The organism is Pontibacter aydingkolensis (assembly GCF_019443125.1).
Classification (GTDB): domain Bacteria; phylum Bacteroidota; class Bacteroidia; order Cytophagales; family Hymenobacteraceae; genus Pontibacter; species Pontibacter aydingkolensis.
Genome location: NZ_JAHYXK010000009.1, coordinates 1 through 23,100, shown reverse-complemented (window position 1 = coordinate 23,100; position 23,100 = coordinate 1). Strand labels below are relative to the sequence as shown.

The 23,100-nt window shown below is 45.1% G+C and carries 14 protein-coding genes and 2 pseudogenes; 3 read left to right on the top strand and 13 right to left on the bottom strand.

What is annotated here, in order from left to right:
- Positions 1-47: 47 nt before the first annotated feature.
- Positions 48-4,493 (bottom strand): HYR domain-containing protein, encoded by a 4,446-nt coding sequence (locus K0O23_RS11940; protein ID WP_219877660.1) that lies wholly within the window; start codon positions 4,491-4,493, stop codon positions 48-50.
- 129 nt (positions 4,494-4,622) lie between these two features.
- A complete protein-coding gene (locus tag K0O23_RS11935) occupies positions 4,623-5,018 on the bottom strand; it encodes a hypothetical protein (RefSeq protein WP_219877659.1) in 396 nt (131 codons plus the stop codon).
- Between the two features lie 2,473 nt (positions 5,019-7,491).
- Here K0O23_RS11935 and K0O23_RS11930 point away from each other — a divergent pair.
- A complete protein-coding gene (locus K0O23_RS11930) occupies positions 7,492-8,505 on the top strand; it encodes an ion channel (protein WP_219877658.1) in 1,014 nt (337 codons plus the stop codon).
- A 269-nt stretch (positions 8,506-8,774) separates the two neighbouring features.
- Here the strand turns inward: K0O23_RS11930 and K0O23_RS11925 are convergent, their stop codons facing one another.
- Both K0O23_RS11925 and K0O23_RS11920 read right to left on the bottom strand, forming a co-directional pair.
- The gene (locus K0O23_RS11925; RefSeq protein WP_219877657.1) at positions 8,775-10,130 is read right to left on the bottom strand and encodes a PQQ-dependent sugar dehydrogenase; all 1,356 of its coding nucleotides are present in this window, start codon (positions 10,128-10,130) and stop codon (positions 8,775-8,777) included.
- Between the two features lie 65 nt (positions 10,131-10,195).
- Positions 10,196-10,423 (bottom strand): hypothetical protein, encoded by a 228-nt coding sequence (locus tag K0O23_RS11920; RefSeq protein WP_219877656.1) that lies wholly within the window; start codon positions 10,421-10,423, stop codon positions 10,196-10,198.
- A 589-nt stretch (positions 10,424-11,012) separates the two neighbouring features.
- On the opposite strand from K0O23_RS11920, the gene K0O23_RS11915 reads away from it, so the two are divergent.
- Complete coding sequence (locus tag K0O23_RS11915) at positions 11,013-11,714, top strand: DUF305 domain-containing protein (RefSeq protein WP_317195687.1); 702 nt, start codon at positions 11,013-11,015, stop codon at positions 11,712-11,714.
- Here the strand turns inward: K0O23_RS11915 and K0O23_RS11910 are convergent.
- The 6 genes and pseudogenes from K0O23_RS11910 to K0O23_RS11885 all read right to left on the bottom strand — a co-directional run.
- Positions 11,659-12,366, bottom strand: a pseudogene (locus K0O23_RS11910) (formate/nitrite transporter family protein); the annotation flags it as partial. The gene K0O23_RS11915 and the pseudogene K0O23_RS11910 overlap by 56 nt on opposite strands.
- Positions 12,367-12,840: 474 nt before the next feature.
- Positions 12,841-16,740 (bottom strand): AsmA family protein, encoded by a 3,900-nt coding sequence (locus tag K0O23_RS11905; protein ID WP_219877655.1) that lies wholly within the window; start codon positions 16,738-16,740, stop codon positions 12,841-12,843.
- Positions 16,741-17,246: 506 nt separating this feature from the next.
- Positions 17,247-17,609, bottom strand: a complete 363-nt coding sequence (locus K0O23_RS11900) for a hypothetical protein (protein WP_219877654.1) — start codon at positions 17,607-17,609, stop codon at positions 17,247-17,249.
- Positions 17,610-17,618: 9 nt separating this feature from the next.
- Complete coding sequence (locus tag K0O23_RS11895; RefSeq protein ID WP_219877653.1) at positions 17,619-17,852, bottom strand: hypothetical protein; 234 nt, start codon at positions 17,850-17,852, stop codon at positions 17,619-17,621.
- A 508-nt stretch (positions 17,853-18,360) separates the two neighbouring features.
- Positions 18,361-18,480, bottom strand: a pseudogene (locus K0O23_RS11890) (heme-binding protein); the annotation flags it as partial.
- 92 nt (positions 18,481-18,572) lie between these two features.
- Positions 18,573-18,839 (bottom strand): TFIIB-type zinc ribbon-containing protein, encoded by a 267-nt coding sequence (locus tag K0O23_RS11885; protein WP_219877652.1) that lies wholly within the window; start codon positions 18,837-18,839, stop codon positions 18,573-18,575.
- A 238-nt stretch (positions 18,840-19,077) separates the two neighbouring features.
- On the opposite strand from K0O23_RS11885, the gene K0O23_RS11880 reads away from it, so the two are divergent.
- Complete coding sequence (locus K0O23_RS11880) at positions 19,078-19,368, top strand: hypothetical protein (protein ID WP_219877651.1); 291 nt, start codon at positions 19,078-19,080, stop codon at positions 19,366-19,368.
- A gap of 277 nt (positions 19,369-19,645) precedes the next feature.
- Here K0O23_RS11880 and K0O23_RS11875 read toward each other — a convergent pair whose 3' ends face one another.
- The 3 genes from K0O23_RS11875 to K0O23_RS20495 all read right to left on the bottom strand — a co-directional run.
- The gene (locus K0O23_RS11875; protein WP_219877650.1) at positions 19,646-20,605 is read right to left on the bottom strand and encodes a bestrophin family protein; all 960 of its coding nucleotides are present in this window, start codon (positions 20,603-20,605) and stop codon (positions 19,646-19,648) included.
- Between the two features lie 773 nt (positions 20,606-21,378).
- A complete protein-coding gene (nhaA, locus tag K0O23_RS11870) occupies positions 21,379-22,683 on the bottom strand; it encodes a Na+/H+ antiporter NhaA (protein WP_219877649.1) in 1,305 nt (434 codons plus the stop codon).
- A gap of 323 nt (positions 22,684-23,006) precedes the next feature.
- A partial coding sequence (locus K0O23_RS20495) for an IS3 family transposase (RefSeq protein ID WP_394371704.1) occupies positions 23,007-23,100 on the bottom strand: 94 nt, incomplete at its 5' end.

Here is a 23,100-nt window from a genome sequence, read left to right as displayed (position 1 = left end):
GGCTGAGCAGAAAACTCCACCCAGCCCTTTATTTTTAATACAACTTTTTATCGCTTTAGAACAGCTTTTATGCTTCGTACGCTTGACGTGGTTGTAAGGCGGGTGATGTATACGCCTTCTGCCATACCATCACTTTTTAGCTCATACTTATAAAGCTTCTTGGCTTCAGCATTTCCACTAGCTAGCTTCTTCACCAGAGCCCCCTTCATGTCAAACACCTCAAGCACATACTCCTCTTCCTTCTCCAGAGAGAAGGCAATCGTAGTCTTGGCTGAAAAGGCTGTAGGGTAGCTGTAGAAGTTTACCTTTAGTGGCTCAGGCTCTATGGCCCCGGCAGAAACAACAGAGCTTGTGGACTTGCCCTTCATACCTTCATGAACCACAATGGATCCACCCATAATAGCTGTTTCAGCATTAGCGTCATCATCACCATTACCAACCTCAAGGTTGTTATCATATATAATGATATCATTGTTGTTCTTATCCCATATTTTGATACGGAACTTATCAGTACCGCCACCACCATTCACTTGTCCATCTGTAGCTGCTAGAATGAAACCGTACCAACCGCTTCCATTAATAGTACCCTCCCCTTTGAAGCGGGCAGTAGCCCCAGATATTACAAGCCATTCGTAACTTGTACTTTGGAAATCAAGTTCAGCTGTCTTGAATTCAAAATTAGTTTTACCACTAGGTACATTAGCACCTTTTTGGTACTTGGACACGAAACCGAAGTGTGCTTTACCTCCCATAGCATCGTCTGCTTTATAGGCTCCTTTTGGTGAATCGATCCAGCCGCCGCCAGTCACAAAGCCTCCATCAGAATCATATACTACAACATACTGGTATACATACTCATTGCTGGTCGCCAAGCAGGCATCTGTTAAAATAACCTTTACAGTATAAACGCCCGCTGCATTGTAAGTATGTGATACGGCAAAGTTGTTGGCCGGATTGGGTATATTCTGTACTCCAGAGTTGTCTCCCCAATTAATTGCTGCGTTGGTAATGTTATTATCTGTATAAGCAACACCCAAGTTTATAGAAGTATTAACAGCAATAGGATCGGTAGTTGCTGAAACCAAATCAATAGCAGGTACTGCATTGGTAACAGTTACGCTAAAGGTGGTAACAGCAGTATTACCTGCAGCATCTGTTGCAGTATATTCCAGTAAGGTTGTTCCTACCGGGAATGTAGAGCCGGAAGTTAAGTCTGTATTATCTGTTTGAGTTACAATAACATCAGAACAGTTATCCGTGGCAGTTGGCCCAGTAAAAGTTACAACTGCTCCACATTCACTATCATCATTTGCCTTTGTGATATTTTGCAGAGTAGTAATTACCGGATTTTCTTTATCCTCAACAGTTACTGTCTGTGTAGCTGTTGCAGTATTACCGGCCGCATCTGTAACTGTCCATATTACCGTTGTAGTGCCCTTAGGAAATACGGTTGGAGCGTTGTTTGAGACGGTAGCTCCAGCGCAATTATCACCGAACACAGGCGAACCCAAATTACTAATTTCTGCATCACATTTTCCGGCATCTGTATTACGCACAATAGCTGCAGGTGCCGTAAGAGTAGGGTTAGTATTATCTACTACAGTTACGGTGAATGATTTCTCCGATTTGTTTCCCGCACCATCAACAGCTGTATATGTTACTGTTGTGGTACCAATAGGAAATTCAATACCAGGTTCAAAGTTGGATGAAACAGTTACCCCTCCACAATTATCAGTAGCAGTTAATGTAGTCCAAGTAGCTGTTGCTGTACAGGAAGTTGCACTTGAACCTGTATAAACTATTATATCAGCTGGAGCAGTAGATAGCACAGGCTTAGTTTCATCTTTAACTGTTACACTTGCGTTTGTAGTACTAATAGCGCCTTTACTATCTCTCACAGTAAGTACCACACTCGTTAAACCTAATATATAAGGTCCTGCTGGTGCAACGCTAAAGGTTAACTCATCGCCATCCTCATCAGTAGAGCCACCATCAAACATAATAGCTTCTGCAGTACCTTGGCAGTTTTCATCAGCTTGCACAGTGATTTCTCTACCTACCGCAACAGGAGTAGAATTGCAATAAGAGTTAGGGTCAGTAACAGTTACCTGTGCAATTGCAGAGCTAACGTTGTTGTTTCCATCAGTTACAGTTAGTGTAACTGGAATCACTTTACCAACATCTGAACAACTAAAGGTAGATTGAGACAATGAGAGCGATATTGTGCTACAGTTGTCATAACTTCCATCATCAATATCAGCCGCCGTTACTGTTGCTGATTCATTTGCATCCAAAGCAATTGTGATATTCTTAACTTTTGCTATAGGATTAATATCATCAGTTGCATCTACTATGATGGGATCTGAAATAGCTGAACAACCAAAAAGATCAATAACACTTACTGTATAGGTACCCGCAGTTGTTGCACTATAAGTTCTCTGGTTTGCTCCTGATATTGGGTTATTGTTAATATACCATTGGTAAACGCTGGATTCGGAGGCTGTTATAGTAACTTTACCACCTGAACAGATTGAGGCATTGCCTGTTGGAAATGTTGTTACTGTTGGGTTATCATTAACTGTAACGGCTGTAGCTGCCGAAACACCGGAACACCCGCCCGAATTGGTCACAGCCACCGTATAATTCCCCGATTCAGTTGCTGTATAACTTTGATTAATTTCACCATTGATGATAGTACCATCTTTATACCACTGGTAACTATCTCCTTGATTGGCCGATAATGCTACGGTTTGACCTTTACAAACCGTAGTTTGACCAGCAACAATTATAGCCGCGGGCGCTACCGTTACAGTTGCAGTACAGGTAGAGGCATTACCAGCTTTGTCAATAACTTTTAATGTAACCCTATTTACACCAATATCAGAACAAGTAAAATCTACAGAAGCTGCACCATTAACTTCCATGTTAGCAATGCCGCAGGCGTCACCACTACCGTTATCGATCATCTCCGGTGTCACCTTCACGGTTCCTGAAGGAGTTAAGGCAACTGTAATATTTTTACAAACTACTGTTGGAGGCGTAATATCGGCTTGAGCACTTGTATTCCGATGGAAACGAATGGTATTACTACTAATACCACTCGTTGCAATATCCGGAACAAAATCCCCATCCAAATCACCAATAACAATACCGCTCACCTCCGCTTGGGCAGAAGAAGTATAATCTATACGGGAACTAAAGGCAGCATTTCCTGGGCCTGTACTTATATTTGGATACACAGAAAATACATTCACGCCTAGTGATTTGGTCACAATATCAGGAAAGCCGTCGCCATTAACATCGCCTACACCAATCCGGTAATTATTAACCGGAGCCGGTAGATTTACCGAAGGGGCAAAAGAAATATCACCTACAACGGATGTATTTCTAAAAATAGCAGTATTAGTTTGAGCGGGATCAGATGAGCCATGTCCATAATTTGGAGTGGTAAAATCAATTTTACCGTCTTTATCAAAATCAGCAATCATAGCTCGATAAGGATATACACCATTTGAAGGCCACGACTCATAGGGCTCAAAAGCGAAAGAAGTTGCATTAACTGGTGTTGTATTCCTTAAACTTATCATTCTGTTACCATTCCCTTGTGAGGCCATAATATCTACCTTCCCATCTCCATCCACATCACCTATTTGTACGCCATTGTTTCTATGTCCAACATTCATCAAAAAAGCTTGAACAAAAGAAATTGCCCCTGGTCCAGTACTAGTGTTCCTATATAAAATGATATTATTAGAACCATCCTGCGCTAGTATATCTATTTTACCGTCACTATTAAAATCACCGGCTGCTACCTGATAGCCACCGAAGGAACTAAAAAATTGAAAATTTATATTTCCAGGACCAGTACTGATATTTCTAGATATTCTGTTGGGACTAACAATATCAACTCTTCCATCACCATCAAAATCTGCTAATGCTATACTATTTCCTCCGGCACCAGCAAAATTATGGGCTACAAAATTTAAGCTACCTGGTGTACTTAAGTTTCTTGCGATGGTTAAGCCTCCTGAATTAGATGCTGAGATAACATCTGGTTTACCGTCTAAATCTAAATCCATTAACAGCATGTTATATGCTCCATGTATTCCAGTTAAGGCAAATGCAGTATTCTGGTAGGTAGATGCATTGATGGGAGTAGGACAAAATATACCATTAAATGATGTAGAAGAATATCCAATTAAATTACAGCCATTCTTTACAAAAATAGGTGCCGTACTTGCCCCAACAGGCACTTTTACTGTTAAAACACCAAAACTTGCCGTTTCCACAGCAGCCTTTGTAGCACCAAAGAAAACCTGATTATTGGCTGGAATCGGGTCAAAATTGGCTCCTGTAATTGTAACGGTACTTCCAATAAAGCCAGTATTGGGGCTGAAGGAATTGATAACAGGTGCATTGCACCCTTGACCTTTAACCGTGCCAGCATGAAGCATTGCTAAAACGCAAATTTGGATTGTAATAATTTTTATCATATCATCAGTTTGAAAATGGTTAATGAAAGTTCTTAAATAGGGTATGCTAAAGACAATGAATAAGGAATTAACAGCGATGAGCAACTCATGCAATAATTAGCTTTTCCAATGTTAGCTGAACTCCTAAGTTCAATCGCAGTTGAGGCAGTATTCTGTAACTTTAGGAAGTTGTGCCTGCAAATCATAATAGAGTACCCTTTCATCCTCTGGTAACTCTGACGGGTTGGAATCTTTCAGGTAAGTTGAAATTGCAGCTTTATATTTTTTTACTTCTTCTGGAAATGACAATGCCCATTGCTTTACAAAGGATTCCTCATGTTCAGTTAAATAAGCAGTATACCTTAATCCATTCGTGTTACCACTAAACTTAAAAACGGTAGGCAAATTTGGGGCGGCAGTAAGAACTGGATGATTAATAGGTAAAGGATTATTTTGACTAATAGCAGGAAGAGAAGAAAAAAAGACAAATGCAGCTATTAATGAAAATTGATTCATTGATAATGTTGTTTTGATATATTTTCTCATAATTTAATAATTACATTTATTTAGATTTGAATTAACAAAGGCAGGTATTCTACCAACCTTACAGGCGGGTAACGGTAGGACCAGAGCAGTTCTGCAGTAACTGCCTTACTCTAAAATAAGCTGTAATTAGGGTTGCTGGTAATAATAGCAAGGAATGTGAACTTGATTAGGCATGCATTCCATACCAAACTCACAGTAGAATAATTATAGTTTTATTGAATTAAAAATTTAGATTTAACTAATATAAATATTTTAATCACATTGAACTTTTTTTATATTAATATAAGGATATAAATGTATAGGTGTACTTCAAAACAACATTAAAGTTACATTTATAATTGAAAAATTAATGATAATTTCTATTATATTTTGAATGAATTCTTAAACCTATTTTCGATCACATTACTAGTTATTAGTATATTACATACTCTTTAGCGCCTATTTAAAATATACAATTGCGTTAAGTATATTGGTTAAAATGTGAGTTTGCCTATTTCCTTCATGATTAGCACAATGAAAAACTTTGTTCTGTTGAAAGTTGTAAAATTCTTTATAAGTGACATTGGGGAATAAGGATGAAGTTTTAAATATTACAAATAGATTTCACTTAAGCCCTTTAAAAGCCATTCCACGGGAAGCATTAAAATATGAGGGTGATAAATAGAGGGTAAGGTAAAGCGGCAACCAGTATTTTAAATTTTAGATTTGCTTTATGCTTTAATTGCTCTTTTGTAACAATTTTTTTAATAAAAAAAGTAAACTATAGGTAAAAGTAAGAAAATAAAGAGTATAAGCTTATTTTATATAAGCCTATTTTTTGTAATTAAAGTACAAATATTTTACCCTACACTTGAATCGCAAGTTGTGATCTGCCGCGGATTGAATGTGCCCTAATTCTAGACAGGCTTTAGCTGAGTACTATATGTCCGTGTTGAATCTTATTAGTGTACTTATGTTTATAATCGCTTATTGATAGTGAAGGCTGAAGCAGAGGCTGCGTTGTCTTGGCGGAAGTGTGACCTGTTTGAAAAATAAAGTACATTTATAAAAAGCCTGTACTTTTACGTTCAGTTTTAGTAAAATTTAAGATAGAAGTAGATTTTAAATCTACTTCTATCTTAGTTGCATATATTACCTTATAACCGCTAAATAATTGTGGATTAGGTTTATAATTCCATCATCAGAGGCACTCATGGCATTCCACTATACTATGAACTGCATATGTGGATTTGGACAGAAAATCAGCTTGGAATATCCGCTAATTGGAATCCGGAAATAACCTTTAACTGAGCTTCTGCGAAAAGCTCTAAACCAACGTACTAGTTCAGAGCTTTTCGATCTAATCCTAAAACTAGGCACATGCTATGATAGACAATTCCTACAAAACCTAATTATTTGCTTCCGCCTTACCGCAAAAGTGAGATTACTCAAAAATTGCAAAGGAACCTAAATTAGCTCCCTTTGAGGATTCATGTTACCGTAAAATACTGTAATGTAGTACTAGCGTCGCTAAAGTATTAACTTATACCTATCTTAGAAACAATGCCAATGCTGACAAATCATTGTGGATAAGGTTCGATAATTCCATCCTTTGGTCTACTAAAAAGCCCCTCAGTTAACGATGAGGGGCTTTTCTTATGCCGTTCGGACACTATTCGGACGCTAATGCATTCTCCTCTCGCCTGCCAATCCTCCATTCATACCTTAAGCGTCCTTTGTGACGTGCTATTATATCTGCTGGACAGCCTTTTTTTTAAGAGTTCCTCCCCTTCTATCAGAATTAAAGTGAGCATTGCATAAAGTGTTAACATTGCTCTTTCCACACCATCGGTGGTGTCTCCCCTACTCATCTAATAAAACAAAAAACTGATTTGATTTATGAGATGGCTGAAAGGGACAGAATAAGGCCTATTTTCCTGAATATTTCCCCATACTGCTTAAACGGTCGATTTCTGGGACAAAAGCAACAACCAGCAACAATAACCAACACAGAGCAACAGAAGAACAATTGCCAGCTAAACCGGAAGTGCAAGCGCTGCATTTGCGTAAATCATGCTCTCAATTACGTTACTGCATTATTTCAGATGTATTGGGAGCGTTTTCAGGGCGGTGCGGCAAGATCTTAGGGCCCTACAGCAACAAGAAAGCAACATTTGGCAACAAAGTCCGATGCCCCGCACTGCTGTTTAATCTTAGCCTGTACCTACCCCTTCTCCGAATTATATACTGCTAAAACGGCCATTGTTTGGGACGAGAGCGACTTATTCTTAATGACTTTGTATCAACCTACACCAGGACAAGACAACTTTTTAAGTAGCAATGCTTTGCCTTCATACAGAGAAGTGCCGATGTGCCCGGTAGTAACGTTGTCAGATAAACAACCGGTACATCTTTTGAGCACACTGTATAAAGGTCTGCTAACCCATCAAGAGCAATTCCGTTTAGCAAAAAGAACTAATTCTACCAGCCTTTCATGAATGTTTTATTTTTCCTTGGAGCTCTAATTTTTGCCCTCACCGCACTGGATATCATCAAAACCACCTTCTCCTCCAACGGCGGCGGCATGATTACGAGCCTTGTATCGAAAGCCGTGTACAAAGCTATTTTCCTGGCAGCAGAAAAAAAGGGGAAGTCCAAACTGCTGGGGTACGCGGGTCCTGCTGTGCTCGTTTCCATCCTTTCGGTTTGGATAGCGGGATTCTGGGTCGGCTTGTTCATTGCCTTGCTGTCCGACTCGGACTCCGTCGTTCACAGTGTCACAAAAACCCCTGCCGGCACGTTGGAGAAACTCTACTACGCGGGGTTTACCCTCTCCACGCTGGGAATAGGCGACTATGTGGCTTCGAATGATTTCTGGCGCATCGTGACGGACGTAGCGGCGTATTCGGGGCTGGTGTTCATTACCACCTCCATCACCTACTTTTTGCCGGTGCTTTCTGCCGTGGGCCTGCAGAGCACCCTTAGCCTGTACATCAGCGGCATGGGGAAAACCCCGCAGCAGATCCTAACCAAGAGCTGGAACGGCAAGGACTTCTCCTCCTTCTTTGACAACACCTCCGATCTGTGCCAGATGCTGATGAAGCATGCGGTGAACCACCATTCCTACCCCGTCATCCATTATTTTCACAACAGCCAGCCGAAGCACTCCATTACCCCGGCCATTGTGCTGCTGGACGAGGCGTATCAGCTGCTGGCAAACGCCCTACAGCGGGAGGTGGCTGTTGATGAAACGAAGATGTCAATGCTGCAGACCGCGTTGGACGCTTACCTGGAGGTGGTCAGAGAGGGCTTTCTCAAGAACGCCTCCCCCAACGAAAAGGCCCTTGTCCCTGACCTAAGGCTGCTGGAGGAGAAAAGGGTGCCGCTAAAGGGCAAGGAGGCCATAAGGCATTATTTCGAGCAGGACCTACGGGAGCGCCGCAGACTGCTTACGGCACTGCTGGAAATGGACGGCTGGTCCTGGAAAGAAGTGTACCTTCCTGAATAGGAGCCGGAAACGCTCCTTACCAAGACCTTGCTTGATTTTACCTTAGAAAGTTTTCACGCAAAGCAACGGATAATCCAGTGGGTAGGCATGCTGTTCACCCCAGAACTTCTGGTGGTGCGCCCGGCTGCCGGAGACTTCGGTGAGTGGCTTAGTCCATTAAGGTAAAACAGCGCCGTGCGCGATGACGAAAGCCATCACGTCTAAACATTTGCCCGTGCGAAACACAACGAAGGCGGAAGTTAGAATCAAAGTGCAGTTCAGCACGGCCATCAGTTAATCCGATACACCTTCCCTGTGTTGCCATGGGGACCGTGCTCGTCGTTGACCAGCAGGTACACTTCCCCGCTGTTGTCCTGGCCGAAGCTTAGCAGGTAGTGCCCCAAGCCACTCGCCCTGTCGCGGAAGTGAAGCTTCCTGTATGCCCACGGCCCCTGCTCTCCAGCTACGCTGGCAGCAAAAATAGCGCCGTCAGGTTTCCCATGATGCTGCGTCCATACGCCGAAAAGATAGCTCCCGTTAAGCTGCGCCTGCCGTTGCCCTCTGTACACATAGCCGCCTATACCTACAATCCCCAACCCCTCCTCGGGGTAGGTCATACTGTTTTTAAACTCTATGACGGGGTCTATAAAGCTGTGACCAAGGCTATCCGCATCAGGACAGTCCGGAAGGGGGGTCTTGTTATCGGCGGCGTTGAAGCACAGCGTGCCTTCCTTTACGTTCCATCCGTAATTGCCCCCCCTGGTGATGACATCTATCTCCTCCCGCAGCACCTGCCCCGCATCGGCTGCTATCAGCATACCCGTCTCCCGGTCAAAGGAGAAGCGGAAGGGATTCCGAAGGCCGTAGGCATAAATCTCCTTCATGCCGTTGTTGCCAGTGGCAAAGGGATTGTCGGCAGGCACCGCGTAAGGCGAAGAGCCGTTGACATCGATGCGTAGGATGCTGCCAAGCAGGTTGTGCTTGATGTCCTGCCCATTTCCGCCATCGTTCTCCTCGTACCAGTCCCGCACGTGGCCGGTTCCGATGTCATTTTTATTTCCCCCGTCGCCTATGCTGATGTAGAGGTAGCCGTCGGGTCCGAACATCAGGGTGCCGGCGTTGTGGTTGTACTGTGGCTGGTCTACCTGCAGGATCACTTTACCGGACGCTGCGTCTCCGCTTTCCAACCCGGCTCCAGTAGCCCTATACTCGGCGATGACGGAGGTATGGTCAAAGTCATTGGGTGCTGACGGCTGTATCGGGGCGCTGTAGTACACGAAGAACCTGCCGTTTTCCCGGAAGTCGGGGTGGAAGGCCAAGCCCAGAAGCCCGCGCTCCTCATGCTCGTGCTTGAGCGCTACAACTTTGCTCCTCAGGTCCATGAACGGCTCAGGCAACAGGCTTCCCTCTTTGACGACCCGTATGACCCCGATCTGGTCCACAATAAACAGCCTCTCGTCGTTGGGTGGTTGCGTGAGGAAAACAGGTGACACCAGGTCTGAGGCTATCAGCTGCAAGCCAACCGAATCGACAGGCTCCGCAGACAAGGCAGTGCTCGCCTCTCCTTTGTTTTCAGATGCTGTTTCTGAACTGCACGAGACACACAGCAGCAGCAACACACACGGCACTAAGAATATTTTCTTCATAGCTTAAAGTTTATTGGTACATAAAGGTTTCCCTTGGCATGCCTTGGGCAGCAGGAAAGGGTTTCCTATGTTTTGTTTCCTTCGTATGCTGCTACCACCGGAGGCTTGCCTGGTTCAGGCGCGTTCTGTGCTTGTTTTTTTGTTAGCAGCGCTTCTGCCACCTCTCGTTCTGTGATGCCTTCTCCCCAATAGGCTTTGTACTTCTCCTCATCCTCGGCATGCTGCGTAGGTGCCAGTTCCGGGGCAACCTGCGCCAAGGCCTGCAACAGTGCCTCGTAGGGCCTGTAGCCCACAACCATCACTCCTGCCGCACCTATCTTGGAGGCGCGTGCGTTGAACTACAATTCTTTTACGTGGTAAAACATCTGTTTTCATACTTATAGTGAAACATAGAATTTTAAAGTAGTTTAAACGGCGTGCGGACGAAGAAGGGTACGCCATAATGCCGTGTCAACCGTTTCTGATGATTAGTGGCTTCACGCTGCAATGCAGACTAGCAGCCTCCCGTCTGTACCCCTTCTCCAGCAGGTGCATAAACCAGTTAAAACCCATCCAGGCAGGTCAGTGCCAGCTATACAAAGACGCATCAGGGTAGCCTAAAGCTTAGGAGATAACCCAAAAGGGCCTCTGACAACATGCCTATCGCCTTATGCCAATTAAGACCCGCATGGCGCCGAAGCCCCATATGATGGAAAAGGAAGTAAAAACAGGAATGGCATTGCAGTCTACCATAGCGGACAGTACCCCATCCGCGTCCGGCTCAGAGATGAGAGAAATCCAGCTTCGACTATTTCGTGCCTGTATGCGTATATTCACGTTTAGCGATTATTCAGCTGCCATACTTGATAAGGCAGAAGTATGTACAATTTTAAAAAATGACAAATGGACAACAAGCAGGTCATGAGCCAAAACAAAAAGAAGAAATACCCCTACACTAGGTTTATTCTGATGCTAGCGGGGTCCTTCATAGCCATGTACATCACCATGTACTTCAACACCTACGCCTTTGATCACGTGTATTTCAGTTTGACTCGGTTTTATATGGCCTGTTTAGGCATTGCAGCAATGGCCGTTATTATGCTGGCCTTTATGCAAAGCATGTACAAGAACAGGAAGAAGAACATTGCCATCGTACTCGGAAGTCTCGTTTTGTTTGTCGGTGCTTTAACCTTGGCAAGAACACAAACTCCCGTAGGGGATGTGCTGTATATGAAAGCGATGATTCCACACCACTCCATAGCGATTCTGGCAAGTAAAAGGGCAAACCTGGAGGACCCGGAAGTAAGGAAGCTGGCGGGTGAGATTATCAAGGCACAGGAGGAGGAAATTGCTGAAATGAAAGCCCTGTTGAAAAAATTAGAATCAGGGGAAGAGCCCTTCCAGACGGATAAAGTTTCCCTGGGAAAGGAGGATCCCATGAATCAGGTAAGCCGCTCCCATCTTATTCGGGTTTATCTTTTACCTGCGCGTGGTTTAACGCTGCCACCAGCACCACTCCCCTTGTCACGTTACCAACCAAGGCTGGGAGGATGTAGTTTGCAAGAACGTCCCACCAGGCGGCCTGGCCCGTCGCAGCCAGTGTAAAGGTTTCAACGGCGCCCGCTATGATATGGCTGAAGTGCCCGATGCCGACTACGTAGGTGATCAGGATGATAACCCAAACCCGGGCAGTCTGCGCGTAAGGCAGGAGCCAAACCATCAGCGCGATGAGCCATTAGGCGAATATCCCCCGCACCAGCACGGCGCCAAAGTCAGGCTCCATGACTTTGCGGCCAATCTCCGTGAAAGTTTTGTGCACGTGCGCGTCAAAGGCAGCTGTGCGAGCGGTAACCATGGCAATGAGAAGCACGCCCAGCAAGTTGCCCCCCCAAAGGCGTAGCACGTTGAAGAATGTATCTGCGTTCTTCCTACGGAGGAGCGGCAGGATGGGCGTCAGTGTGTTTTCTTTGAAGAGCTGCTGTTTGCCGAGTATGACGATGAGGAAACCCATGCTGTAGCCAAAGTTTGACACTAGGATACTCCACTCTGCATCCGGCAGGTAAGCCATGAGCAGGCCTTCCGCGATCATGGAGAAACCCATAGACAGGCCGGCTGCCAAACCCGACCAGAATAAGACCGATGTTGGGCGGTCGAGCTCAGATTCAGCTTCCTGGTAGATGGTGTTATGGATGGATTGTGCCGACGGTGACTGAGGCAGTTTCTCTTTCTGATGGCCTTTGTCGGGTGTGTGCTCCATGGTGTATGACTCGAATGCAAATGCTTAAAGTTCTGCTATACGGATGTGAGCAGCAGCGACTAAGGCAACCCGTTAAAATGATGCCTTTTCTCTATCCTACAACTGTTATGTAAAACAATGGCTTTTATTTTGATTCTAAGAACTACTAAGTTTTCTGAACCTCTCCTATCGCCAGATAATCACTTAGGGCGGTTAAATCCCTGTGGATAAAATTCGATAATTCCATCCTTTGGTTCTACTAAAAAGGCCTTCAGTGATCACTGAAGGCCTTTTTTTTGGACACTATTCTGACACCACGAGAGCATCCACAACTAAAATAGGCTTCCCTGCTCTAGCGCTGGCTCCAGCACTTCAGACGAATGCTGGTAAAAGGAACTCCCGTTCTTTTACCAATACCTTTTAGTCCAGTTCATTGAGCGTAACTAGTTTTAAAACAGTCTATAAGTGAAGCTACTTCTTTGATAGCAAGCAAAATCATAGTTCAACAAATCTGGAAACTATCTGATACACCAATTTTGTCATCAAACTGGAAGTGACTCCATCTAGCATGGACTGGCTTATATGGTAGGATACAGACCGCTTTGGATCACGCTCCTCTTCAACATCCCCCACTCGAAATTTACCCCAGGCTGACGGGTTATTGGATTTGATGATAAATATATTTATTAATCTGGTACCAGCCTTTAAAACTAAACCAGGGTTATCGGGATCATGTTTGTTCAGTAGTTGTACCTTCAGGTCATTATATGGGAAGTGTACCTGGCCTGTGGCTTCATTTCCGGTAGCCTCTATCTTGAAAGTCGCTTTATGTATCTGGCCGCTTTTTATCCGAATAAATACCAAGTTCTCTAACAAAGGGTTTAAAGCTTTAAAATCCATTGGTTCCAAGGTGCCTTCGTAGGTATACCGGTCTTCCGGATGGTCCAGCTGAAACTGGAAATGAGCCTTTAAAGAACTGACGCCCATAAAAAGTGCGGAAGCATTTACTGTTAACATATTGTTCCTCCGGATGAGCGCCGTATCGTTGGTGATATTATAGGCTTGCATTCGAATGTTATCCAGCACAAACTCCGCAGGTTTAATACCATCTATGGCGATAACAGGATGGATAAAGTAATTTTTTTCCACCCGAATAGTGTCTAGTTTAATGTATACTCCCGCACCGCGTAGTGCACTCTGCAGGGTTGGTGGCCTTAGGTCCGGGTCAATCCCTAAACGGTTATCGCGGTAGATCTCCACAACCGGGTTCTGGATCAACATGTTGTGCGCAACTATATCCTGGTTATTGAAAAGCGCCCGCAAACTGATGCCCTGCAACTCAATATCAGGTACTGTCAAGTCAATACGGTCACGGGCATACCTGAACAGACTAGCATATTGTTCTTTACTGTAGAGTGGCCGCAGGCGAAGACTATCTACAGAGAGGGACCTGTTACTCATCGAAGCCCTCATTGCTTTTACCTCGAGCGCATACAGGCTGTCGCGCGTGAAGAAGGTATAGCCTCGCACTTGTATACTTACGTCATCCACATCAAAAATTTCAAGCGGATCAGAAGACTCCAGCGAAACCAACCGGAACTGATCTATTTCCAGCGCTACGTGCTCCAGGGTCTGGCTTATGCGAATCGTATCTTCCAGAATGTGAAAATCAAACGTGCCATCATCTATCTCCAGTCGTTCCACACGGAAAGTCGTTTCTCTATCAGTCAGCTGTTGCATAGATTCACTGGTTGTCTTCGTATCCTGCCAGACCGAAACTTTGTCATTTGACAGGTTCACACTGTGGTCCTGCAGAATAGTTACCCTTGGGCCTGAGAGCAGCAGCTTGATCATGTGGTATTGACCTGTTGCGTAAGCATGGATCAGGTTAAAACCGGTTATTCGGGACCTCTCCGATGAAATATCGATCAGGTTACGGCTGGCAAGTTCCGGGTGTTCAGCTTTCAGTCGTTCGTTTACTTCCCTGTCAGCGCTTACCGTGAAGGTATGGGCGACAACCTCCTGTTGCCTGCTGGAATAGTGCAGGCTGTCCAGCCGGATGGTGTAAAGGCTGTCGGTTGTCCTGTAAGTATAGTTTTTTGCCAGCAGGGTCATCTCCTCCATCGGAAGCGCTTGGCTCAGGTTCGCAAAACTGGCAGATGTCAGCTGAAATCCTGTAATCGTGGCGGTGGCGTGCTCCAGCAAATGCGTCCGCATAACCGGTTCAAGCTTTTCGTTAAAGGTAAAGGAGCCATCTTCCAGCCGGACAGTTTTTACGGAAACAATATCTAAATATTTAAAGAGCCCCTCCCCTGCACCTTGTTTACCCGATTCTGAAACTGCCACCTTACGGTCCAGCAGGATAGCCACATCCGGTTGACGGAGCAGCAAATGGTCTGCCTCCAGCCGCCCGGTATTAAATGCCTTAACCAGATTTAGACCGGTTACTTGTAATGTATTAGCGGAAAGGTCGTAGAGACTGCGGCTGGCGTTTTCGTAGAGTTTCTGCCGGTCGTTTTCCCTGATGCTGGAGATCACATCTACCGAACGGGCAGAAAATTCCTTCTGCCTAGTGGAGTAGCGCAGATCAGCCAGGGCAAAGATGTAGGTATTGTCGGGCATCTGGTAGCGGTAGTTACGGGCAGTTACGACCATATCCTGCAGGGGCAGTTTTTTATCCGGATTGAAAATGAAGGCAGAATCTACCACCAGACCAATGGCTTTCAGCGAGGCGTGATCCAGCTGCTGCAGGAGATGGATAGCTCTGTTTTTGCTGTGCTGTGTAAGTGAGGCATCCGTAATGTTTATCTCTCCTACTTCCAATTTGTTTATAAAACCAGAAACCTGCCGGTACAGCTCCTGCAGACCCGGCCCTGTATCCTGCATTTTCACCAGCTGGTCGGTACGTATATCAATGACAGGTTGCACAGCTGTTATACTTCCTATTGCCAGGTGGGATGTTTGTAAGGCCTGTAGCAGGCTTATATCACCAAACCGCAGATGAGGCAAGGAGATGTTGTAAAAAGTGCGTTTGGCCGTGTTCAGGCTTTTCAGCTTATTGTTTTTATCCCAGTCACCACTTAAGCGCAGAGCATCTACCTGCAAGGTTTTGTCTCGGGTAGATAGCTTCATACTTCCTACCTTTGTGGTATAAGGACTGTAGCGTGGGCTGTAGGTATAGTTTTTTGCGGTTGCTCTTATTGCTGCTGCAAAAGACTTTTCTTTCGGTGTAAAAAGGGTTGCGGAGTCGAGCTGCAGCGCCTGCAGGTAAATGTTTGCCTTATCAAGGTTATGTACAGTATGAAAGCCACCATTTTTCTGGCCATAACTGAAGCTGCCGTCAGTCAGGCGAAGCTCTTTAATGCCTACTTCTCTTAGGTAAGGTGACAGCTCAGCGTAAAGTTCAGCCAGGCCAGGAAATGAAGCAGCATCAGGTACATTAAGATCTTCGGTTAAATGCAGGGCAGTACGGTTCAACATTAACTGGTCGAGGTGCAGTTGCTTTGTACGCCAGGTTTCTCCTATATCCAGACCTTTTATATGTAGCTTATGTGCATGAAGCTGATACACTACCTGGTGCGCCAAGTCTTTAGAAAGGGTCGAATTTGCCTTAATGTCCGGCTGCACCTCCAGGTCTACTGCTTTCAGTACTTGTTGCCTGTAGGAGTAGGAAAGTCGACCAAGCCGTACTGAATACACACTGTCCGGGGAAAGATAAGTATAACTATTTAAACGGAGTTCAACCTCATCTGCCTGAAGCATCTCTGTAATATCCTGCTGTTTCTCTAAGTTCAGTTGCACGCCCTGAACCTGTAGCGACAGGTGATGAATTTGATGTTTAGGTCTGCTTTGTAGTCCCTGTGCCAGGTAACGATAGCTTGCATCCTGTACTTCGAGCTGCCGGATGCGCACAGCGTCCATAGCCCCCCCTTTGCTTCTATACTTTCTATTTCTCTGTACAGACTTATTCAGCAGCTGCGTGATCTCCGGACGTTCTGCTACAACAGTATTCATATTAAGCTGATTGTTAAAAATCAGATCAATTAGGTTTACGTTTCTAATTTCCAGCCTTGGAACACGAATGTCGAAGAGACTAGGGCTCGCCAGGCTGTTTTCCTTTAGCTGATTGTTCACTGTTGTGTCCGGGTAGAAGTGCAGTCCTTTTAAAGCGATGCTTCTAGTGCGAAAGTGAAGCTGAAGATCACTTAAATCAATTTGATACAGTTCATTGGTCTGATAGGCAACCTGCTTTTTTATATAACGCACTACAAGTGGCTCGGCCAGGAAGTAAAGTGCCACCAACACAACCAATAAGAAACCCATCAGGCTTGCAAGTACAATACCAGCAGTCTTTAAGGCTTTTCGGCTGCTGCCGGTTGTAGCTGGCTTTGCCATTGCATATGTGCTTTAAGAGTAAAAAATATAATAAGGCTTGTCTTGATGCCAGTATATAGTTTTACGGTTTGTATAAGCTTGAGGTATTACTGCACTACCTATGCTAAGTGCTTCGTATAACCTATAGTATTTAACTCCATTACCATGAAAGAGAACAAATTGGAAAAACTCGAACGCAAGCTGAACTTAGCTGCACAAGAATGCATGAATATGTTTTCCAAAATGGGGAGCAGGACAATGCTGTTGTTTGGATGAGAAATGACACTACCGGAGAGATGCTGTGCCTCACCAAAGGAGGCTATACCAAGCAGCTTTCAAGATTTTTATCGAATAGGCTCCGGTGAGTGCGAGCCTAGGGCATTTTATCTTACACTGTAGCTATTTAAACCCAATATTAAGATAATACACATCAGAATGCTTTGATCTGCACTTGCCAAACGTAAATCATGCGGATTAAACACTCTTGACGCTTTATGGACAACTCAAATCACAAGCTAATCTTATTGCTAAATTTGCTGAGTCGCCTTCTCTATTACGATACTCTGAATCTCAATCACTACATTTAAGGTAGTATGCCCTGGCAGTGTTGCCTCTATCCTAGTGCCATAGAGGGCTACTGGCACAAATGTCCTGATCTTAGCCTCCTGCGCTGCCAGTTCCTTTATAAGTGCCTTTTCCTCAGCTGTATTTTTGTCTGCATTTTCCTTGTTCTCAGCAAAGAGCTTCAATGAGTCGAACCCCACCTGCTGCTCTTGTGTCTGAGCAGATTCTATAGCTTGGGCATTTCTGCGAACAAGATATGTCTGCTCAATCTTTTCTCTCAGTTTCAGGATTCTACTAAGGCAATAGTAAAACTGTTCTTGTTTCATTGTCTGCAATTAGTCTAGGTCATATAAAATGGGGCTGAAGCCGAATACAAGGTCCTCAATTGTTATTAGCCGAACTCCCGATACCAGCATGATGACACAGCCGCTAAGGAGGATGATCTTTACCTCTGCATCTAACATCAGGTAATGCCTTTCTTCAACGCCGTACTCTTCAAAGAAAACAGAATAGAATCGGTGTCCCTCTTGCTGGCTGTGTAGCTGAATAGCACCACCTTGCACTACCACACCCTACACCATTTCAATCTCTGTACAGTTGGTAAAAGTAATGTGGTAGGCATCATTCTGTATCTTCCGTTTAGTAATACGCAACAAATCCTGATTACGCTCAAAGACGAGTAGCTCCAGAGGGTTTGGCACCCTACCCAGAAGCTCCGACAGGTAATCTTGATAGTCGCTACTGGTGACATTGTTTTTTTTCATATGTGAAGAAGAAGGAGCGGGATGGATAAAAGAGCAGGTCGCCCTTAGCGGCTAGTGAGTTCTGGCCATCGGGCCAAGATAAAACTATATACAGCTACAACATGTGCTTTGCAAGTAATAGTTTATAAGTTAATAGTTTTCTTTTTCGGCTCAGGACTTATCCTCTGCTCAAAAAAGTAATATTGACCCGTCCTAAAATATGTTGACCATGCTCTATATAATGATTTCGCTCAAACACAGCGCTTGTAACTCCAGTTTTCAAGCTGTTGCTCTATCTGTTGCTCCTGTCTCAATGATCTCCGGAATAATGAGATTAGTAAAATGTAGCGTTCAGACCGGCTTCGGCCACTGTGTGGTCATTTTCGACAGTGCTGCCCGACACGCCAATAGCAGCAATAACTTCTCCACTGGAATCTTTGATCGGGTTAGGGCCCTGGTTGTTTACTTTAAAAACGCGTTCTCAGCAAAAGGAAAGCGCCTGTGCAATTACTTGCACAGGCGCTTTCCTTTTGCCTTCTTTGGGAATTAAAAATCAAAGAAATCGCTCAGAAAAGATTCCTTTTTCTTGTGTGGATGCTTTTTGTGAGAACTGTGGCCATGATCGCCATAGCCGTAGCGTTTAGAGTCGGCCTCGTAGTTTTCTTTTTTGGAGTAATGGTCGGCGGATCGCTCCATGATCTTTTCAAGTTCACCACGGTCCAGCCAGATGCCACGGCAATTAGGGCAGTAATCAATCTCAACTCCGTTTTTATCGCTCATCAAAAGCGTTTCGCTGCAGTTAGGGCATTTCATAATCGTAATTGCTTTGGTATATTCTTCAATATAGGCAAAAGGTCGCAAAGCACCGAATCGTGGCAAGCCATTGAACATGCAGGTTCCCGCTTGACACAGGCTGGCATATTGGCTATAAATAAAGGAAGGTTCCCCGTAATTAAGGAGCCTTCCCTGTTCTACAATGTCTATTATGATCAGCAGCAGAGCACTATCAATAAAGAACAAGACTGATTGCTTTATGTTGCCCCTTTGTTGCTTGTGTCCCAGAAATAGGGCCTATGCCGAAAAACATGCGAAAGCGCAGCGGATCCGTGCACAGGCTGACAAACAGGTCAAGAAAGTAGCTAAGGCAACAACCACTAATCTATACTTTCACCTTCCTTCACCATGGAAAATAAATTTCCCGAAGGGGGCCATTGTGCACGCTAAAGTCAACCCTGGCTGGCGACGAGGCGGTACGTGGCACGCATTTGGAGCATCCCCTGGAAAAGATCTCATTTACTACGAGCGTGAGTTAGCGATAAGTGAGGAGGCGCAGCATGAGTAAGAGTATGAGGGGCAGAAGTCTTTAACCATATTAAATATTGGTAGGGGCTACGTGCCGTCAATGTGCAAAATCCATCCATCGGCAGGATATACAGTGAAGAAAACGTGATGTCAGTAAAAAGCGGTTTGGCCGAAAGCATATAAAATAAGTCCGATAACGCTGCTGAGCTGTCAGCAACGGTACCTTTTTCCTTCCCGGAGGGCAAACTTCCTGACTCTCCCAGGCTAAGCTCCGGCACTCTGAATTCCAGCCCGACGATGCGGCTTGAAAATGGGTGTTATAAAACAATGCCCTCCTGCGTCGTCTGCTTAACAGGAAAGTCTTGGTCGCCCCACTGCTCCTTGACGTTGGTTTCTATGGTGAGGCTGAGGGCCGTGAGTGGTACATCCTCTAGCTTGTTCTCGAATGGGTCCTCAATACGCTCACCCACCAAATCCAGCGCTAAAAACACGAAAGAAATCATAACGGAGACAGGAATAGTGGCCAGGCCCATCTCACTCACGAAAGCGAAGGGCAACAACGAGGCATGTATAAACACAAAAACCCGGGAGAAGAAACTGTACTGGCGCGGGAAGGGGGTATTCTTGATTCGCTCGCTCATGCCCTGGATGTTGTTGAACTCCACCAGCGTGTCCTCCAGCTTTACAAACCGGTAATCCGAGACCCAGCCTCTCTTGAAGGCCTGCCGCAAGTCCTCGCCCTGCAGCTCAAGCAGGAAGTTGGGAGGGTTGTTCTTGTGGTAGAAGGCCTCAAACTCATCTTTCTGTAGGAAAGCCTGTATATCGGTGTATATGTTGGTCTCCTCGTATATTTCTTCCTGGGCCGTTATGTTGTAAGCATGCTTTAACCGCAGAAACACGCGCAGCGCATGCACAAAGGCAATGTGCCTGTAGACCATACGGCGCTGCAGTTCCTTTGCCGCTGCGGCCTCCGCCTCTTCACTTGGAATGACCATCGTAATCACCTGGCGGGTCCAGGCGCGGCTGTAGTTAACCAGCAGGCCCCATATCTTACGGCCTTCCCACCACCGCTCATAGGCACTGTTGCTCTTGAAGCCCAGAAAGATAGCCAGTGCCGTGCTCAGGGCGGTAACGGTGTTGAAAGGAATGCTCAGGTAGGCCACCTCAAAATGGTCATGTACAAGGTAAACAACAACTGCCAGAACCAAGTAGTAAAGCAGGCTTTTCCATGCGTAATGGAGGATCCCCCTCCAGCTCAAATTTCTCCGGACTATCATTAAACATTATAGAGTATGAAGCTTTTAACTTCAGGCGAGGGGAAAAGTTTTGAGATTTGACCTATTAGCCTGTCCTGGCTTAGCGACTGGCACCCACTGTATCATACCGGCATTAGCACTTCGTCAGCCGGTTCATTGGCAAGTGTCTGTTAGCGGCAGATCACTACCAGCGGTATAGTATGCGGTTTTGTGTTCCAATGAGAAGCTAGGTATCTCAAATTTTTTACCCCGTTGGGCTTAATTCCGAATTTTGGGGTGTGTTTTGACTATATGTGAAGCAACATTCTGTGCAGACCAGTTAAACATCTGAACGTTCTTGTAAAAAGGAAAAGGGGCGCTAGGGTGAAAGAATGGATTTTGCAACGGTTGATACTTTAGGCAAAACGTGAAATCCATTTTGGTAATCTGACCTCTAAAGAAATAGCATATAGGCTGGGATTCTGTAAAGGATGTACTCAGCTAGTCAAGGGGGAAAAAGGACTACCTGCAGGGCTAGCATTGTAGGCACCTGCTGTTGATGATTAGCGCACGAGGGAACGAGGGGAGTGTGCGTAGCGCTACATTGTAGATCTGACAGGATTCGGAGGAGGAAATTTTAGCTTGCCTAGAAAGGTCGTATATGTCGGGAACAGGGAGAAACCAGCAGAGGGCATAGTAGCTGAGGATAATAAGCTGCACCACGAGGACTACGGCAGAGTTTGGCAATCTGAACATGCCTCTTCTTTAATCGGCATGGAGGTCAGTCCTTCTTGGGCGAAGGTGCACAGTTTACACTATTCAGCACTTCTAAGGGTCAAAACCCCAAGCGTGCCTGAAACAACGGATGCCAAGAGTATGCCGTATTTCGCCTGTTCAATCATATGTGGGTCTTTGAACGCCAGGGCGGCAATAAAAAGGGACATGGTAAAGCCCACACCGGCTACAAAAGCAATGCCCACAATATGCCTCCACGTAACTGCCTCAGGAAGGGGTACCACCCTGAAATTTACCAGCACCCAGGTAAATAACAGGATTCCAGTCAGCTTTCCTAATACCAAACCTGCAAACACCCCTATGCTGATGGGATGTAAAAGATCTGAGAAGAAAGTTGAACCGATTGCAACACCGGCGTTAGCAAGGGCAAAGAGGGGAATAACCAAAAAAGTGACCCAAGGGTGTAGGGCAATTTCTATTTTCTGTAAAGGCGTCTGAGCTTCGGCACTCTTATTTTTTACTTTCTCAATTACCTGATGTTGCTTTTGAGTCATCAGAGGGCCCTGGTTCGGGATCTCCTCATCAAATTCTGCCACCAGCACTTCCAGACTAGCGGAATAAGCCGACTCATCTATCTTCGTACGTGCCGGAATAGCGAACGCTACCAACACCCCTGCGATAGTGGCGTGCACGCCGGAAAGCAAAAAGGCAAGCCACACTCCTCCAATGCCGATCAAAGCATAAAACAGCGTATTTCGGACTCCTGCACGGTTCGCTACCCAGAGAATGCTTAACAAAGCAAACCCGTAAGCAAGACTTTCAAAAGACAAATTTGAGCTATAAAAAAAGGCTATAACCAGTACAGCCCCCAAATCATCTATAGTGGCCAGAGCAACCAGGAAAACCTTTGCGGAAACAGGTAATTTTTTGCCTGCAAGGGACATGAGTGCCAACGCAAAGACAATATCAGTTGCCATGGGAATGCCCCAACCACTTAAGGAAGTTCGGCCTATATTGATGATAAAGTAGATTAAGGCCGGAAAGATCATGCCTCCCAAGGCGGCAGCCATCGGCAACAGCGCTTTCTTGAAAGATGACAACTCGCCAGCAATAATTTCACGCTTTAGTTCCAGCCCCACCACAAAGAAGAACATAGCCATAAGCCCGTCATTTACCCAATGGTGAAGAGAATAGGTTAAAAGGGAACCTTTTAAACCTATGGAAAACTCTGTTTCCCATAGGTGATGGTAAGCCTCACTCCAAGGCGAATTCGCCCATAGAATAGCAACAAGTACTGCTAACATTAAAACCGCACCTCCTGAGTTTTCATAGTGCAGAAACTTATTAATAGGCTCTATGGAGCGGTCAAGTATTGTTCTCTTCATCGTATGGATTTTTCTCCTTCGCCGTGTCTGCAACTAGAAGCAAAGCGCTCGTACAGTAAATCTGGATTCTACTAGCGTTATTAACGCCAAAGCGGGCTGCCTTTTGCTTTTACGTGATAATACCATGAGCCCGTAAAAGTAAGGTAAGTACAAGCGTCAATTCCTAGACTAGGGCCACCTTATTCGCCCCAGATAAGCAAGAAGCTGCACATTGCCGCATAACAGACAGCAAATCCATATTAGGGTTCATGTTTTTTATCAGTTCCACCAGTATTATGCTTACGCATATTCTGGAATTGCAACGGTTTACTGTAGGGTTTTTCTCAGGCAGCCATTCTTTGTTTGTATAGTCTTTCCTCATACTGGCAGGGTGTGAGGTAGCCCAGCGCTGAGTGTCTCCTTTCCCGGTTGTAGAAG

What these genes read in the sequence shown, in the direction of transcription:
- K0O23_RS11940 (WP_219877660.1), bottom strand. Translation starts at nt 4,493, where the DNA reads ATGATAAAAATTATTACAATCCAAATTTGCGTTTTAGCAATGCTTCAT.
- K0O23_RS11935 (WP_219877659.1), bottom strand. Translation starts at nt 5,018, where the DNA reads ATGAGAAAATATATCAAAACAACATTATCAATGAATCAATTTTCATTA.
- K0O23_RS11930 (WP_219877658.1), top strand. Translation starts at nt 7,492, where the DNA reads ATGAATGTTTTATTTTTCCTTGGAGCTCTAATTTTTGCCCTCACCGCA.
- K0O23_RS11925 (WP_219877657.1), bottom strand. Translation starts at nt 10,130, where the DNA reads ATGAAGAAAATATTCTTAGTGCCGTGTGTGTTGCTGCTGCTGTGTGTC.
- K0O23_RS11915 (WP_317195687.1), top strand. Translation starts at nt 11,013, where the DNA reads ATGGACAACAAGCAGGTCATGAGCCAAAACAAAAAGAAGAAATACCCC.
- K0O23_RS11905 (WP_219877655.1), bottom strand. Translation starts at nt 16,740, where the DNA reads ATGGCAAAGCCAGCTACAACCGGCAGCAGCCGAAAAGCCTTAAAGACT.
- K0O23_RS11900 (WP_219877654.1), bottom strand. Translation starts at nt 17,609, where the DNA reads ATGAAACAAGAACAGTTTTACTATTGCCTTAGTAGAATCCTGAAACTG.
- K0O23_RS11885 (WP_219877652.1), bottom strand. Translation starts at nt 18,839, where the DNA reads ATGAAATGCCCTAACTGCAGCGAAACGCTTTTGATGAGCGATAAAAAC.
- K0O23_RS11875 (WP_219877650.1), bottom strand. Translation starts at nt 20,605, where the DNA reads ATGATAGTCCGGAGAAATTTGAGCTGGAGGGGGATCCTCCATTACGCA.
- nhaA (WP_219877649.1), bottom strand. Translation starts at nt 22,683, where the DNA reads ATGAAGAGAACAATACTTGACCGCTCCATAGAGCCTATTAATAAGTTT.